Raw genomic sequence first — 16379 nt, forward strand, 5'->3', positions numbered from 1 at the left:
GCATGTTTAAAGATTTAGGCTTACAAGAGAAATTCTACGTTTTTTATATTTATCTAATAGTATTAGGTATTGTAAGTGATGCAATTTTTTATGGAATTATTGGTATTCAATATTTAAACTATGTTTCAATTTTAGATGCGTTAATTTCTCCCTTTAGTTTACTTACAAATAGCTGGAAACTTACATTGTTTTTGAGTATCATGTTTTATTTAGTGTATCTGTATACAACTAAGTGGTCTTTTCAATTACATAAAAGAAATAGAACAAAAAAGTGGTATAAAAAACTATATAATGTTGAGAAATGGGACAAGCTATATAAGGATATAGAAGATAAAAAAGATGTTGTTCCAACGATGCTAGTTTTATTTTTCGTGTTATTTATTTCGTTACGACTAGGAATGGGAATTGGAACAAATATTAAAATCAAAGAACAACGATTGCAGCCAGATTATAATTTGGTTTTCAAGGATAACAGTATTAAAAAGATTCGGTTGATCGGACAAAATAGTTCGTTTATATTTTATGTAGAGAACCAAGAAAAAATTATTTCAGTAACTCCTTTATCAGATAACATAAAGCAGATAAAAAGAATTCCACAAGAAGATTAAAAAGTATATTTTTGCGCTTTACAACAACGCAACAATAAATGAATACAATTAACGAAACAAACTTCAATTTCCCAGGACAAAAGTCGGTTTACAAAGGGAAAGTGAGAGAGGTGTATAATATAAATGACGAGGAATTAGTAATGATTGCTTCTGATCGTTTATCAGCTTTCGATGTAATTATGCCTCGCCAAATTCCATTCAAAGGACAAATTTTAAATCAAATTGCAACAAAAATGATGAATGATACTGCTGATATTGTTCCAAATTGGTTAGTTGCAAATCCTGATGAAAATGTAGCTGTGGGATATTTATGTGAGCCTTTTAAAGTAGAAATGGTAATTCGCGGATATTTATCAGGTCACGCCGCTCGTGAATATAAAGCAGGAAAAAGAATGTTATGTGGTGCTGCAATGGCAGAAGGAATGAAGGAGAATGATAAATTTCCAGAGCCTATTATCACACCATCTACTAAAGCCGATAATGGAGAACATGATGAGGATATTTCTAGAGAAGAAATCCTTGCAAAAGGAATTGTTTCGGAAGAAGATTATTTAATTTTAGAAGATTATACTAGAAAATTATTCGCTCGTGGAACTGAAATTGCTGCTCAAAGAGGATTAATCTTAGTAGATACTAAATATGAATTTGGTAAAACTAAAGATGGAAAAATTGTACTGATTGATGAGATCCATACACCAGATTCATCTCGTTATTTTTATGCAGATGGTTATGCTGAAAGACAAGAAAAAGGAGAGAAGCAAAAACAGTTATCGAAAGAGTTTGTGCGCCAATGGTTGATTGAAAATGGATTTCAAGGAAAAGAAGGCCAGCAAATTCCAGAGATGAGTGATGACAAGATTGAAGAAATCTCTAATCGTTATATAGAATTGTACGAACAGATTACGGGAGAACAGTTTGTAAAAGCGAATACTGAGAATATTTTGAATCGAATAGAAAGTAACGTTACAAACTATTTGAATAAGTAAAATAAAAAAAAGAGAAGTTTTTCAACTTCTCTTTTTTGTTTTAGATTTTGGTGTTGTGTTATTGAGGCATCACAACAGTATCAATAGCGTGAATAATTCCATTACTCGCTTCAACATCTGTCATAATTACTTTCGAAACATTCCCTTTTGCATCTTTTAAAAGTACATTTCCGTCTTTAATCATTGCAGTTAAGCTATTTCCTTGAACTGTTTTAATAACAAATTTTCCATTGTTTGCTTTAATTGCTTTTACTACAGCTTTTGCGTCAAATTTCCCTGCAACTACATGATAAGTTAATACCGCAGTTAAGATCTTTTTGTTTTCTGGCTTTAGTAAAGAATACACCGTTCCTTCTGGTAATTTTCCAAAAGCATCGTTTGTTGGAGCAAATACAGTAAATGGTCCATCTCCGTTAAGTACATCAACTAAGTTAGCTGCTTTAACTGCTGCTACTAGAGTTGTGAAATTGTCGTTTGAAGCTGCAACACCAACAATTGTTTCTTTAGCTTTTTCTTTCTTTTTATCGTTAATTGGATCAGTTGATATGTTATTTCCGTATACAGTTATTGTAGAAAAAGTAATTAATAATAGTAGTGCTAAGTTTTTGAATTTCATAATATTAGTTTTAAGTTTTAGCGAAGTTATTACTTAATAAAACACAAAATGTTTAATGTTTTGTTAAAAAAACTAAACAAAATATTAACTTTGATTTCTAAACTATTATTATGCCGTCAAAAAAAGATATTCGTCCAGTCCTTAATCTGAACTCTTCGGGAGCAACTGAAGCATTTCAGAATATTACATTACGTCCCATTCTTAAGTTGCAACACTCCATTATTATTTTAATGTTTAAAAGTTGGGCGGTGAAACATAAAATAAGATTATCCTCTATTACTCTGGAAGGTTTGAAGGAAATATTGGAGAAGTCTCTTTCAAAAAATAATGCGATCAAGAATCAATTATTAGGAATTACAATTGGTCATTTTACAGATGAAGAATATGAAACTTATGCATTAAATTCATCTGAATACAATAAAAGGATATTCACGATGATAAAGCAAAGACTTTTTGATAGTTTTGAAGAAATCAAGAATATTACTGAATAATGAAGGCTGTTTCAATTAAAATCTTAAAAGACGAATTAAAATATAAATCTTCGGAAGAACTATTAGAACTTTGTTTAAGATTGTCCCGTTTTAAGAAAGAGAATAAGGAGTTATTAACTTATTTATTATTTGAATCACAAAACGAAGATAGATATATTGAAACTATAAAGCTAGAGGTTGATCAAATGTTTGAAGAGATAAACACCAAGAGTTTCTTTTACATTCGAAAAAGTGTAAGGAAGATTTTAACTTCTATCAAAAAGCAAATTCGCTATTCAAAAAAGAAAAGCACTGAGGTTGAATTATTATTGTATTTCTGTTTAAAGCTAAAACAGTTTAAACCATCTATAAGTAGAAGCCCAAGACTTCAAAAAGTGTTTGAAACTCAAATGCGAATGGCAAAAAAAGCCATGTATACTTTACATGAAGATTTACAATACGATTATACAATGCTGATTGAAGAAATTGAGAATTGATATAATAGAGTTAATAATGAATCATTTTCAGACAAATAAAATCGACTAATGCAGTAATAAAATCGATGAAAAACAAAATTTGAAAAGAATTATTAATTTTCTTGTACAAGGTGTTGTTGTTTAATGAAAAAGAAATAAATTGAGGCAACAAATCAATCAAGTATGAGTAATTACCATATCAAAAATCTAGAAGAATATTTTCAAGTATACAGAAAATCAGTAAGAAATCCAGAGAATTTTTGGGAAGAAATTGCTGAGGAACATTTCCTATGGAGAAAACGATGGAATAAAGTTTTAGATTGGGATTTTACCAAACCTGAAGTAAAATGGTTTGAAGGCGCTAAATTAAATATTACTGAAAATTGTATCGATAGACATCTAGTGACTCGAGGGAATAAAACCGCAATTTTATTCGAACCTAATAATTCAGAGGAGGAAGCACAACATATCACTTATAATGATTTACACAAACGAGTTAATAAGTTTGCTAACGTATTAAAAAGCAAAGGAATTAAAAAAGGAGATAGAGTTTGTATTTATCTTCCAATGATTCCAGAATTGGCAATTTCTGTTTTGGCTTGTGCTAGAATAGGAGCAATTCATTCTGTTGTATTTGCTGGATTTTCTTCTAATGCATTAGCCACGAGAATTAATGATTCTGAGTGTAAAATGGTAATTACTTCAGATGGATCTTACCGAGGAAATAAAACAATTGATTTAAAAGGGATTGTAGACGAAGCTTTAAAAGAATGTCCAACAATAGAGAATGTATTGGTTGTGAAAAGAATAAATTCTGATATCCAAATTAAGGAAGGAAGAGATACTTGGTTAGAACCATTATTAAATGAAGCTTCAGAAGAATGTCAAGCAGAAATTATGGATGCTGAAGATCCACTATTCATATTATACACATCAGGATCTACAGGTAAACCTAAAGGAATGTTGCATACAACTGCGGGTTACATGGTGTATACAGCATATACTTTTAAAAATGTTTTTCAGTATAGAGAGGATGATGTGTATTGGTGTACTGCAGATATAGGTTGGATTACTGGGCATAGTTATATTGTTTACGGACCATTAGCGAACGGAGGGACAACCGTTATGTTTGAAGGTGTTCCTAGCTATCCTGATTATGGTCGCTTTTGGGAAATTGTTGAAAAGCATAAGGTGAACCAATTTTACACAGCACCAACTGCAATTAGAGCCTTAGCTAAAGAAGGATTATCTCATGTTGAAAATCACGATTTATCTTCTCTTAAAATATTAGGAACAGTGGGAGAACCAATTAATGAAGAGGCTTGGCATTGGTATGATGATAATATAGGTAAACGTAAAAGCCCGATTGTAGATACGTGGTGGCAAACAGAAACAGGAGGAATTATGATTACGCCAATTCCTTTTTCAACTCCAACCAAACCAACATATGCAACTTTGCCATTTCCAGGAATTCAACCGGCTTTAATGGATGCTGAAGGAAATGAAATTAAAGGAAATCAAGTAGAAGGAAGGTTGTGTATTAAGTTTCCATGGCCATCTATGGCAAGAACTATTTGGGGAAATCATCAACGATATAAAGACACGTATTTCTCAAGTTTTGAAAACAAATATTTTACAGGAGATGGTGCTTTACGAGATGAAGTTGGTTATTATAGAATCACAGGAAGAGTAGACGATGTAATTATTGTTTCTGGACATAACCTTGGAACAGCTCCGATAGAAGATGCAATAAATGAACATCCTGCTGTTGCTGAATCTGCAATTGTAGGTTTCCCTCATGATATAAAAGGAAATGCATTGTATGGTTATGTGATTTTAAAAGATACTGGAGAATCGCGAAATCAGGAGAATGTTAGAAAGGAAATCAATCAGATTATTACTGAACAAATCGGACCTATTGCAAAACTGGATAAAATACAATTTACGCAAGGTTTACCTAAAACACGTTCAGGTAAAATTATGAGGAGAATTTTACGTAAAATAGCATCAAAAGATATTAGTAATTTAGGTGATACAAGTACGTTACTAAATCCAGAAGTAGTTCAAGGAATTATAGATGAGGCATTATAAGAATTGAAAAAATAATATTGATAAAAAGGAATCGTAGTAATGCGATTCCTTTTTTATTAAATAAATCTTAAAAAAGGATTAAAGGTTAGAGGTATAGATATTTTTCGTAACTTAAAAATCGATTAAAACTAACATAAAATGCCAACCTATAATCTAAAAATCAATGGTGAATTGGTTACTGTCACAGCCGATTCAGATACTCCCTTACTTTGGGTTTTAAGAGACGAATTAAATCTAGTCGGAACTAAATTCGGATGTGGAATTGCACAATGTGGTGCATGTACCGTTCATGTTGATGGTGTTGCCACTAGAAGCTGTCAATTACAAGTTTCTCTTTTAGATAAAGAGGAAATTACTACAATAGAAGGATTGTCAAAAGAAGGAAATCATCCGCTACAGGAAGCTTGGGAAACTGTTGATGTTCCTCAGTGTGGTTATTGTCAAGCAGGACAAATAATGACTGCTGCTTCTTTCTTAAAGGAAAACCCAAATCCAACTACTAGTGAAATTAGAGAAGCCATGCATGGTAATCTATGTAGATGTGCCTCATATAATAGAATTGAAAAAGCTGTAGCAATCGCTGCTGAAAAAATGTCTTAAAACTAATTATTATGAGCATACAAGAAAACAATTTAAGATTCAGTAGAAGAAACTTCTTAAGAACTTCTGCATTGGCCAGTGGAGGATTATTAGTTGGTTTTAATTTATTTACGGCTTGTAAGTCAGAGGCAAAACCACCAGTAGATATTGCAAATTTAAATTTCAATGATTTTAATGCATTTATTCAAATCGCAGATAATGGATATGTTTCAATATTTTCTCCTAATCCAGAAATCGGTCAAGGTGTAAAAACGTCTATGCCTATGATTATTGCAGAAGAATTAGATGTAGAGTGGGATAAAGTAAATGTAGTTCAAGCCAAATACAATAAAAAAGAATATACTCGTCAAGTTGCCGGAGGAAGTCAATCCATAAGGTTTGGTTGGGATGCATTAAGACAAACAGGAGCAACAACAAAGCAAATGTTAATTAATGCAGCTGCTGTAAAATGGGGTGTAGATGCTTCTACATGTAAAGCTTCAAAAGGAATGATAACGAATGAAAAAGGCGAAACTTTAGGTTATGGTGATGTTGTAAAGGAAGCTGCTTCTTTAGAGGTTCCGGAAAATGTAAAACTTAAAAAGCCTTCAGAGTATACAATTATAGGTAAAGACGCGATAAATGTCGACTTAAGGAATATTGTTACTGGAAAGCCATTATTCGGATTAGATTATAAAGCTGAAGGAATGTCATATGCTTCGGTTTTAAGACCACCAGCGTTTGGTCAAACATTAGTTAGTTTTGATGATACGGAAGCTAAAAAAGTAACCGGAGTAACCCAAGTAGTAAAGTTTGGCGACAAGGTAGCTGTTCTTGGAACGAATACTTGGGCTGCAATGAAGGGAAAAAAAGCCTTAAAAGCAGAATGGAGTAGCAATAAAGATTTAGAAAATACTGAGGATCATAATAGAATTCTAAACGGAATATTAGATGGAAAAGATTTTGAAGTACGCAGAAATGATGGCAATGTAGCTTCTGCATTTAAAGCGGCAGATAAGGTTATTGAAAGAACGTACCATTCTCCGTTTTTACCACATAACTGTTTAGAACCAATGAATTTCTATGCAGATGTTACATCAGAAAGAGTTCATTTAGTTGGTCCAATCCAAACACCGCAATGGACAGCTGGTAGAATAGCTAAGCTTCTAAATAGAGAAGAAAGTGAAATTGAGTTGGAAATGACTCGTATGGGAGGTGGTTTTGGAAGAAGACTCTACGGAGATTTTGCGTTGGAAGCCGCTGAAATTTCAAATCTTTCAAAAAAGCCAGTTAAGGTTGTATTCTCTAGAGAAGATGATATGACAGACGGAATTTATCGTCCTGCCATTAAATACAGAATTGCTGCATCACTCAAAGATGGAAAAATAACAGGTTATCATTTGAAGGAAGCTGCAGTTAATGGAAATATGTATGATTTAATTCCTAATTTTTTCCCTGCAGGATGTATTCCAAATTATAAAGTATCAACAAAAAACTATCAAAGTAAAATTACAACGGGTGCTTGGAGAGCTCCTTATACAAACTTCCTAGCTTATGCAGAGCAAAGTTTCTTTGATGAGATTGCTGAAGAGTTAGGAATAGATCCTTTACAGTTGCGTATAGATTTACTACAGAACGTAAAAAATACTACAGATGAAAAAATCGAATATTCTGGTCAAAGAATGGAAAATACGATTAAACTAGTAGAGGAAAAGAGTAACTGGAAAGAGCAAAAAGAAGGAGTTTATAAAGGCTTCGCTGCATACTATAGTCACAATACGCATGTTGCAGAGGTCGCAGAAATCGAAATGAAAGATGGATTACCGGTTGTTAAAAAAGTTGTTGCCGCTGTAGATTGCGGAATTGTAGTTAATCCAACGGGAGCAATCAATCAAATTCAAGGAGGTGTTCTTGATGGTATTGGGCATGCAATGTATGGAGATTTCTCTTTTAAAAATGGAAAACCATCTAAGAAGAATTTCGATACGTATAGATTAATAAGAATGAATGAAACTCCTCAAGTTGAGGTTCATTTTGTTCAAAATGAGTTGTCACCTACAGGTTTAGGTGAGCCTGGTTTACCTCCAGCAGGAGGAGCAGTTGCAAACGCTATTTATAAAGCAATGAATAGTAGGTTGTATAGTCAGCCATTTGTAAAAGAACTAGAAGAAAATAAAACTGAAGTTCGAGGTTAAGTTGAACTATTGTATAAAAAGATGTCGATATTCGACATCTTTTTTACTTTTTCGTCATATCAAAAAATCAGTTTCAAAAACGAAAACGTTTTTGTTTAGTATTTAAAAATCCGCTCAAATTATTAAATTGATAAATCGATAATAAAATAATACGAAATCGATTTTTCTCTAAACAGTTTTTTACGAATGTGTTAATTTATTAACTTCTGTCAGTAAAAACGGCTGTTTTTTTCAATAAAAATGATTTTTAAATTAACTTTGGAGACAAACAAATTCACAACAAAACAAAAGGATGAACATTAAAAAAGTACTCGTTGCCAATCGAGGAGAGATTGCTATTAGGGTTTTTAGAGCCTGCGTGGAAGTCGGGATAAAAACAGTAGGTATTTACACGTACGAAGATCGATATTCTTTGCATAGGTATAAAGCAGATGAGTGTTATCAAATTGGAGAAGATAACGAACCATTAAAACCATATTTAGACATTGATGCTATTATTAAAGTGGCAGTTGAAAATGATGTGGATGCAATTCATCCTGGTTATGGTTTCTTATCTGAAAATGCTGAATTCGCTCAAAAATGTGAGGACAACGGAATTATTTTCGTTGGGCCTAAAGTTTCAGTATTAAAAGCTCTAGGAGATAAAATTACTGCTAAAGAAGTTGCAGTAGCTAATAATGTTCCAATTATTCAAAGTAGTGATCAGGATTTAACTTCAATTGAAGTAGCTCTAGAAGAAGCTGAAAAAATTAGTTATCCTGTAATGTTGAAAGCGGCTTCAGGTGGTGGAGGTCGTGGAATGAGAGTTATCCGAAATGCCGATGATCTTAAAAAAGCATATCCAGAAGCTCAAAGAGAAGCACTGAATGCATTTGGAGATGACACCGTGTTTTTAGAAAAATTCGTTGAGAATCCTAAGCATATCGAAATTCAAATTGTAGCTGATACTCATGGTAACATGGTTCATTTATTTGAAAGAGATTGTTCAGTTCAAAGACGTTATCAAAAGGTAATTGAATTTGCACCTTCATTTGGATTACCAGAGGAAACTAAAAATAATTTATATCAGTATGCTCTTGATATTTGTGGAGCTGTAAACTACAATAATATTGGTACTGTTGAATTTTTAGTTGATGAGGATAATAGCATCTATTTCATTGAGGTCAACCCTAGAATTCAAGTAGAGCATACAGTTACTGAAATGGTAACTAATATTGATTTAGTAAAAACTCAGTTATTCATTGCTGGAGGCTATAAATTATCAGACAAGCAAATAAAAATTCCTAGTCAAGAATCAATTACAGTTTCAGGTTACGCATTACAATGTAGAATTACAACTGAAGATCCAGCAAATGATTTTAAACCAGATTATGGAGTTGTTACAACATACCGAAGTGCATCAGGATTCGGAATTCGTTTAGATGCAGGAAGTATTTATCAAGGAGTTAAAATTTCTCCTTTCTTCGATTCAATGTTGGTAAAAGCATCTGCAAGAAGTAGAACTTTGGATGGTGCTTGTCGTAAAATGCTTCGTGCTTTGGTTGAATTTAGAATTAGAGGTGTTGAAACAAACATTGCTTTCTTAAGAAATATTTTAAATCACCAAACCTTTAGAGATGGTGAAGTAACGGTTAACTTCATTAAGAATGAATCAAAATTATTTGAGTTCAAAGAACCGAAAAACAGAGCAAATAAATTAATAAACTTCTTAGGGGAAGTTGTGGTTAATGGAAATCCGGATGTAAAGAAAGTTGATCCGAGTCGTCAATTTTCTACACCGAAAATTCCTAAGTTTCCGAAATTAGATACTCATCCAAAAGGAACTAAAGATTTATTAACAGAATTAGGTCCTGAAAAGTTTGCGGAGTGGTTAAAGAAAGAGAAGAAAATTCACTTTACGGATACTACTATGCGTGATGCGCATCAAAGTTTATTAGCAACTAGAATGCGTACTACGGATATGTTGAAAGTTGCAGAAGGATATGCCAAGAATTTCCCGGATATCTTCAGTATGGAAGTTTGGGGAGGAGCAACTTTTGATGTTTGTCTGCGTTTTTTACAAGAGAATCCATGGGAACGTTTGGCATTATTAAGAGAAGCAATGCCGAATGTTTTACTTCAAATGTTAATTAGAGGGTCTAATGGAGTTGGTTACACAGCTTATCCTGATAACTTAATTGAAAAGTTTGTCGAGAAATCATGGGAAACTGGTGTTGATGTGTTCAGAATTTTTGATTCATTAAACTGGATGAAATCAATTGAACCTTGTATTAAACATGTAAGAAATAGAACAGAAGGTTTAGCTGAAGCTTCTATTTGTTACACAGGAGATATTTTAAATCCAAGTAAAACTAAATACGATTTAAAATATTACATCCAACTAGCAAAAGATGTTGAAAATGCTGGGGCTCATATTTTAGGTGTAAAGGATATGGCTGGTTTATTAAAACCACAAGCGGCATATGAATTAATTTCAGCATTAAAATCAGAAATTAATATTCCTATTCATTTACATACTCATGATACATCTTCTATTCAATCTGCTACATACTTAAAAGCTATTGAAGCTGGAGTTGATGTTGTAGATGTTGCTTTAGGAGGATTATCTGGATTAACTTCTCAGCCAAATTTTAACTCGATGGTAGAAATGCTTCGTTTTAATGAGAGAGAAAATCCATTAGATATGCATAAACTAGCAGAGTATTCAAACTATTGGGAAGCTGTTAGAGGATATTATTATCCATTTGAATCAGGATTAAAATCAGGAACAGGAGAGGTTTATGAACATGAAATTCCTGGTGGACAATATTCAAACTTAAAAGGACAAGCAATTGCCTTAGGTTTAGAAGATAAGTTTACTGAAGTAACTAAAATGTATGGTGAAGTAAACCAATTATTCGGAGATATTATTAAGGTTACGCCAAGTTCTAAAGTAGTAGGAGATATGGCGCAATATATGATTAGTAATGACCTTACTATTCAAGATGTAAAAGAAAGAGGAGATTCTATTTCTTTTCCTCAATCTGTAATTAGCTTTTTCAAAGGAGATTTAGGTCAGCCAGTTGGTGGATTCCCAGAGGATGTTCAAAAAATCATTCTTAAAAATGAAAAACCGTATACTGAACGTCCTAATGCACACCTAGAACCGATAGATTTTGAAAAGGAATTCAATGCATTTAAGAAGGATTTCTCAAAAGGAATGGGTAGAGAATTAGAAATTACAGATTTCTTATCCTATAAATTGTATCCTAAGGTGTACAAAGATGCCTATGAAAAGCATATGAAATATGGAAATGTGATGAATATTCCTACCAAAAACTTCTTCTTTGGTTTAGAAAAAGGGGAGGAGATCATGGTAGATATTGATCCGGGAAAACGAGTTTTAATTTCTTTAGTTCATAAAACTGATGCAGATGAAAATGGTAATGTAACTGTATTCTTTAAGATTAATGGACAAATGAGAGTTGTTTCTATTAAAGACAGCTCAGTAAGTGTAGAAAAAATAGAAAACACGAAGGTTGATGCGAGCGATGAAAATCAAATTGGAGCTCCACTACAAGGATTGTTATCTTCTGTTCTTGTTAAAGAAGGAGATATTGTTCAAGAAAACCAACCTTTATTTATTATTGAAGCAATGAAAATGGAAACTACCGTTACTGCTGTTTCAAGAGGAATTATAGAAAAAGTACAGTTACAAGCAGGTACTTTAGTTGATACAAATGATTTGGTGATAAAAATTAAGTAACACCTAGTTAAGTTTTTTGATTTACACAGAAAAAGGCTTAGTTTTGCCACCCAAACAAGTAATGTAAAAATGGTAAAGGATTTATTTGAGAGAATTAAGAGTGATAAAGGACCATTAGGTAAATGGGCAGATAAGGCGGAAGGATACTACGTATTCCCAAAACTAGAAGGGCCAATTTCAAATAGAATGATGTTTAATGGTAAACCTGTAGTTACTTGGAGTATTAACGATTATCTTGGTTTAGCTAACCATCCAGAGGTGTTAAAAGTAGATGGAGAATCTGCGGCAGCTGATGGAATGGCTTATCCAATGGGAGCTAGAATGATGTCGGGACATACTAAATATCATGAGCAATTAGAGAGAGAATGTGCTGAGTTTGTTGGTAAAGAAGCTTCTTATTTGGTAAACTTCGGTTACCAAGGAATGGTTTCGGCTATCGATGCACTTGTTTCTAAAGATGATATTATCGTTTATGATATGGATACTCATGCTTGTATTATTGATGGTGTTCGTTTACACGCAGGTAAGAGATTCGTGTATCGTCATAATGATATTGAAAGTTGTGAGAAAAACTTGAAGAGAGCTACCAAAATGGCGGAAAAAACAGGAGGAGGAATTTTATTAGTCTCTGAAGGAGTTTTCGGTATGAGAGGTGAACAAGGAAGATTACGTGAAATAGTAGCTCTAAAAGAAAAATATAACTTCAGATTATTAGTTGACGATGCTCATGGTTTCGGAACTTTAGGTGAAGGTGGTAGAGGTACAGGTTACGAGCAAGGTGTACAAGATGGTATTGATGTTTATTTTGCAACATTTGCAAAATCAATGGCAGGTATCGGAGCATTTTTTGCTGGAGATAAAGATGTAGTTCAATATTTACAATATAACATGCGTTCTCAAATGTTTGCTAAATCTTTACCAATGCCAATGGTAAAGGGAGCATTAAAGCGTTTAGATATGATTCGTACAATGCCAGAGTTAAAAGATAAACTTTGGGAAATTACGGGTGCTCTTCAAAGCGGACTTAGAGATGCTGGTTTCGATTTAGGTACTACGCAAACATGTATTACACCAGTATACTTAAAAGGAGATATTCCTGAGGCTATGGCAATGGTGCACGACTTAAGAGAAAATCATGGAGTGTTTTGTTCTATAGTTGTATATCCAGTTATACCTAGAGGAATGATCATATTAAGATTAATTCCAACTGCTCGTCATACAATTGAAGACGTAAATGAAACGATTAAAGCATTTACTGCCATTAGAGAAAAACTAGAAAATGGTACGTATAAGAAAATAGCAGAAGCAATAATGACTGCATAATCAAAAAAACTCGTGAGAAATCACGAGTTTTTTTTTAAAGAAAAAGTAAATTTGGAACTGTATTTGACAGTATAACGTTATGAGAAAATTGTTTTTTTGTTTTTTTGTTGCAACTTCACTTTTTGTGGATGCTCAAATAAAAGACACTTTACCTAATTTTAATGATGAATATTTTCTGGTAAGAGATGGAGATAGTTTAATGATCAAGTTAAACGAGGTTTCTGTTTTACCAAAACATAAATTTAAATCAAGAATAGATGTTAATTATTACTACTGGTTTAAGAAGAAAGTATTCAAGGCTTATCCGTATGCAGTTTTAGCTTCCAAACGTATTGATAGTTTAAATGCACGTTTAGGTAGAATTGAATCTAAAAGTAAAAAACGAAAATACGTAAAGAGAGTTCAAAAGTATTTAGAAGAGGAGTTAACAGATCAAATTAAAAAAATGACCAAAACAGAAGGTAGGTTATTGATTAAGTTGATTCATAGACAAACTGGAAAAACAGTTTTTCAAAATATAAAAGAACTTAGAAGTGGATGGAAGGCATTTTGGTACAACACAACAGCTAATATTTTTAGTCTTTCTCTTAAAGATGAATATCATCCCGAAACCGAAAATGAGGATTATTTAGTAGAAGATGTTCTGCAAAGAGCATTTATTGATGAAACTTTGGAATCTCAAGTTCCTAAATTAGATATTGATTCGTATCAAATTCTAGAATCGAGAAAAGGAGAAGTAAATGTTGAAACATATAAAGAGATGTTTGCTAAACTTCGTAAAAAGAGAAAAAGGAAAAAGAAGAAAAAAAAGAAATAGTTACTATAAAACTCTTTCCCAATATTGCGTGCCAAATAAAAATAAAAAATATCCTCTTACTTGAATCCTGTCAGGGTTGTTATCCAAAAGTTTAATTCTACAACGAAAGGTTTTTCCTAGTACTGGATGAAAAATAGTTCCCTTTTTATAGAACTTTCCAGCTTTTTCCATGTTCTTTATTATAGTTAACCCCAATACAGGTTTGTTCTTTTCTTCCCCTTTACATTTTATACAGAGATCTTTTTCATGTTCCTTCTCTAAGATTTCAATGATTTTACCAAAAATCTTTCCGTTTTGTTCATAAAGTTGAACAATAGAGACGGGTTTTCCTGTAGACTCATGTAATGTTTTCCATTTTCCAATAATGCTTTGTGATTTTCCTGATAGGGAAATCAGTATAATAGAGGTTAGGATGATTCTTTTATATGTTCTGTTTGGTAAAAACATGTTTAAGTAGTCGATTATTTGATCTAAAACATACATATATGTGTAGTATAATGTAGTTTTCGATTTAGAATTTTGAATATAGTTGATGTTTTTTGGCTAGAGTTATTGAATTAAATACGTTTTTCTGGAATATAATTAGATAGAGGGAGATCGATTTTGGAATTTATGAAGGAGAATTTAGGTGATAATTCGGATTTAATTGGAGTATAATTTCAATTCTAATGACTGATTTGAGAATACTATTAGATATAAAAGGACGTTTTTTTGATTTTTTGAGGCTGTATTTTGATGTTTGAATCTGTAGAAATCTTGGATAATATTAGTGTCTATTTATATAGTATCATATGAAAGGTAAAAAGACTTTAATTTTCTTTTTGGTATAAGTTTATGGTTAGCAGGTTTTTAGTTTTTATGGTTAAAAAAAGATTGATTTTTTTGTATAAAAAGTTTGTGGGAATGAGAAGTGGTTGTATATTTGCACCCGCAAACGGAAAAACGCAGGTTTGGTTTTGCGAAAGTTCATTAACAGATTGTAAATAAAAGTTTAATTAGGAGTTAAAAAAAAGTTGATTTTTTTCTTGCCGGTTAAAAATAAAAGCTTGTATATTTGCAGTCCGTTTTCGGAAGATGTTCATTGAGATTTTGGTTGTATGTTTTGAAAAAAATAAATCTAAAAAAAACTTCAAAAAGTTTTGTCAGATTAAAAATAGTTTCTAAATTTGCATCCGCTTTCAGAAATGAAGTAAACGATCACAGAGATTTTGGAATAACAAATAAGTTAATCAGTTCGATTCTGATGTCTTTACAAAGATTAAGTTAATTGAGGTTTTGGTTGAAATAGACTAAATATTAAGGTTAGCGAAGTTCATTGATAATATTGAAATTGACAGCGTAATTAAAGAGTAGAATAACACATAACTTCTACGAAGTTAAATTCTTTTGAAACTTATTCATTAAAATTATTAAAGATTTTACAATGAAGAGTTTGATCCTGGCTCAGGATGAACGCTAGCGGCAGGCTTAACACATGCAAGTCGAGGGGTAACAGGAGGAAGCTTGCTTCTTTGCTGACGACCGGCGAACGGGTGCGTAACGCGTATAGAATCTGCCTTGTACAGGAGGATAGCCTTTAGAAATGAAGATTAATACTCCATAATGTAGGGAAGTGGCATCACTATCTTACTAAAGATTTATCGGTACAAGATGACTATGCGTCCTATTAGCTAGATGGTAAGGTAACGGCTTACCATGGCTACGATAGGTAGGGGGTCTGAGAGGATTATCCCCCACACTGGTACTGAGACACGGACCAGACTCCTACGGGAGGCAGCAGTGAGGAATATTGGTCAATGGAGGCAACTCTGAACCAGCCATGCCGCGTGCAGGAAGACTGCCCTATGGGTTGTAAACTGCTTTTATACAGGAAGAAACAGACCTACGTGTAGGTCCTTGACGGTACTGTAAGAATAAGCACCGGCTAACTCCGTGCCAGCAGCCGCGGTAATACGGAGGGTGCAAGCGTTATCCGGAATCATTGGGTTTAAAGGGTCCGCAGGCGGTCAATTAAGTCAGAGGTGAAATCCCATAGCTTAACTATGGAACTGCCTTTGATACTGGTTGACTTGAGTTATACGGAAGTAGGTAGAATAAGTAGTGTAGCGGTGAAATGCATAGATATTACTTAGAATACCGATTGCGAAGGCAGCCTACTACGTATATACTGACGCTCATGGACGAAAGCGTGGGGAGCGAACAGGATTAGATACCCTGGTAGTCCACGCCGTAAACGATGGACACTAGTTGTTGGAATTATTCAGTGACTAAGCGAAAGTAATAAGTGTCCCACCTGGGGAGTACGGTCGCAAGATTGAAACTCAAAGGAATTGACGGGGGCCCGCACAAGCGGTGGAGCATGTGGTTTAATTCGATGATACGCGAGGAACCTTACCAGGGCTTAAATGTAGAGTGACAGGTCTAGAGATAGATTTTTCTTCGGACACTTTACAAGGTGCTGCATGGTTGTCGT

General features: G+C 33.2%; 12 protein-coding genes and 1 rRNA gene (1 of these 13 running past the window's edge). 11 read left to right on the forward strand and 2 right to left on the reverse strand.

Features of this window, described 5'->3' with window-relative positions; translation table 11 throughout:
* Positions 1-2 precede the first annotated feature (2 nt).
* Entirely contained in the window at positions 3-608 is a 606-nt protein-coding gene (locus ABNT61_RS00515; protein WP_348744414.1) for a hypothetical protein, read from the forward strand.
* Positions 609-646: 38 nt separating this feature from the next.
* On the forward strand, positions 647-1594 hold the full coding sequence (locus ABNT61_RS00520) for a phosphoribosylaminoimidazolesuccinocarboxamide synthase (RefSeq protein WP_348744415.1): 948 nt from the start codon (positions 647-649) through the stop codon (positions 1592-1594).
* 58 nt (positions 1595-1652) lie between these two features.
* Here the strand turns inward: ABNT61_RS00520 and ABNT61_RS00525 are convergent, their stop codons facing one another.
* Positions 1653-2210, reverse strand: a complete 558-nt coding sequence (locus tag ABNT61_RS00525) for a fasciclin domain-containing protein (protein ID WP_348744416.1) — start codon at positions 2208-2210, stop codon at positions 1653-1655.
* A 110-nt stretch (positions 2211-2320) separates the two neighbouring features.
* On the opposite strand from ABNT61_RS00525, the gene ABNT61_RS00530 reads away from it, so the two are divergent.
* The 8 genes from ABNT61_RS00530 to ABNT61_RS00565 all read left to right on the forward strand — a co-directional run bounded on the left by ABNT61_RS00530 (position 2321) and on the right by ABNT61_RS00565 (position 13906).
* Entirely contained in the window at positions 2321-2701 is a 381-nt protein-coding gene (locus ABNT61_RS00530) for a glyoxalase (protein ID WP_348744417.1), read from the forward strand.
* Positions 2701-3177 carry a hypothetical protein gene (locus ABNT61_RS00535; protein ID WP_348726107.1) on the forward strand — a complete coding sequence of 159 codons (477 nt, stop codon included), beginning with the start codon at positions 2701-2703 and terminating at the stop codon, positions 3175-3177. Before ABNT61_RS00530 ends, ABNT61_RS00535 begins: the two co-directional genes overlap by 1 nt.
* Before the next feature lie 162 nt (positions 3178-3339).
* Complete coding sequence (acs, locus tag ABNT61_RS00540; protein ID WP_348744418.1) at positions 3340-5247, forward strand: acetate--CoA ligase; 1908 nt, start codon at positions 3340-3342, stop codon at positions 5245-5247.
* 138 nt (positions 5248-5385) lie between these two features.
* Complete coding sequence (locus ABNT61_RS00545; RefSeq protein ID WP_348726104.1) at positions 5386-5847, forward strand: (2Fe-2S)-binding protein; 462 nt, start codon at positions 5386-5388, stop codon at positions 5845-5847.
* Between the two features lie 11 nt (positions 5848-5858).
* Positions 5859-8021, forward strand: a complete 2163-nt coding sequence (locus ABNT61_RS00550; RefSeq protein WP_348744419.1) for a xanthine dehydrogenase family protein molybdopterin-binding subunit — start codon at positions 5859-5861, stop codon at positions 8019-8021.
* A gap of 292 nt (positions 8022-8313) precedes the next feature.
* Positions 8314-11766 carry a pyruvate carboxylase gene (locus tag ABNT61_RS00555; protein WP_348744420.1) on the forward strand — a complete coding sequence of 1151 codons (3453 nt, stop codon included), beginning with the start codon at positions 8314-8316 and terminating at the stop codon, positions 11764-11766.
* A gap of 69 nt (positions 11767-11835) precedes the next feature.
* Positions 11836-13089 (forward strand): aminotransferase class I/II-fold pyridoxal phosphate-dependent enzyme, encoded by a 1254-nt coding sequence (locus tag ABNT61_RS00560; protein ID WP_348726100.1) that lies wholly within the window; start codon positions 11836-11838, stop codon positions 13087-13089.
* A gap of 79 nt (positions 13090-13168) precedes the next feature.
* Positions 13169-13906, forward strand: a complete 738-nt coding sequence (locus tag ABNT61_RS00565) for a DUF4294 domain-containing protein (protein WP_348744421.1) — start codon at positions 13169-13171, stop codon at positions 13904-13906.
* A gap of 3 nt (positions 13907-13909) precedes the next feature.
* Here the strand turns inward: ABNT61_RS00565 and ABNT61_RS00570 are convergent, their stop codons facing one another.
* Positions 13910-14353: a DUF2147 domain-containing protein gene (locus ABNT61_RS00570; protein ID WP_348744422.1), complete on the reverse strand. Its 444-nt coding sequence runs from the start codon at positions 14351-14353 to the stop codon at positions 13910-13912.
* A gap of 973 nt (positions 14354-15326) precedes the next feature.
* Here ABNT61_RS00570 and ABNT61_RS00575 point away from each other — a divergent pair.
* A 16S ribosomal RNA gene (locus tag ABNT61_RS00575) occupies positions 15327-16379 on the forward strand (it continues 469 nt past the right edge of the window).

Source organism: Tenacibaculum sp. 190524A05c (assembly GCF_964036595.1).
Classification (GTDB): domain Bacteria; phylum Bacteroidota; class Bacteroidia; order Flavobacteriales; family Flavobacteriaceae; genus Polaribacter; species Polaribacter platacis.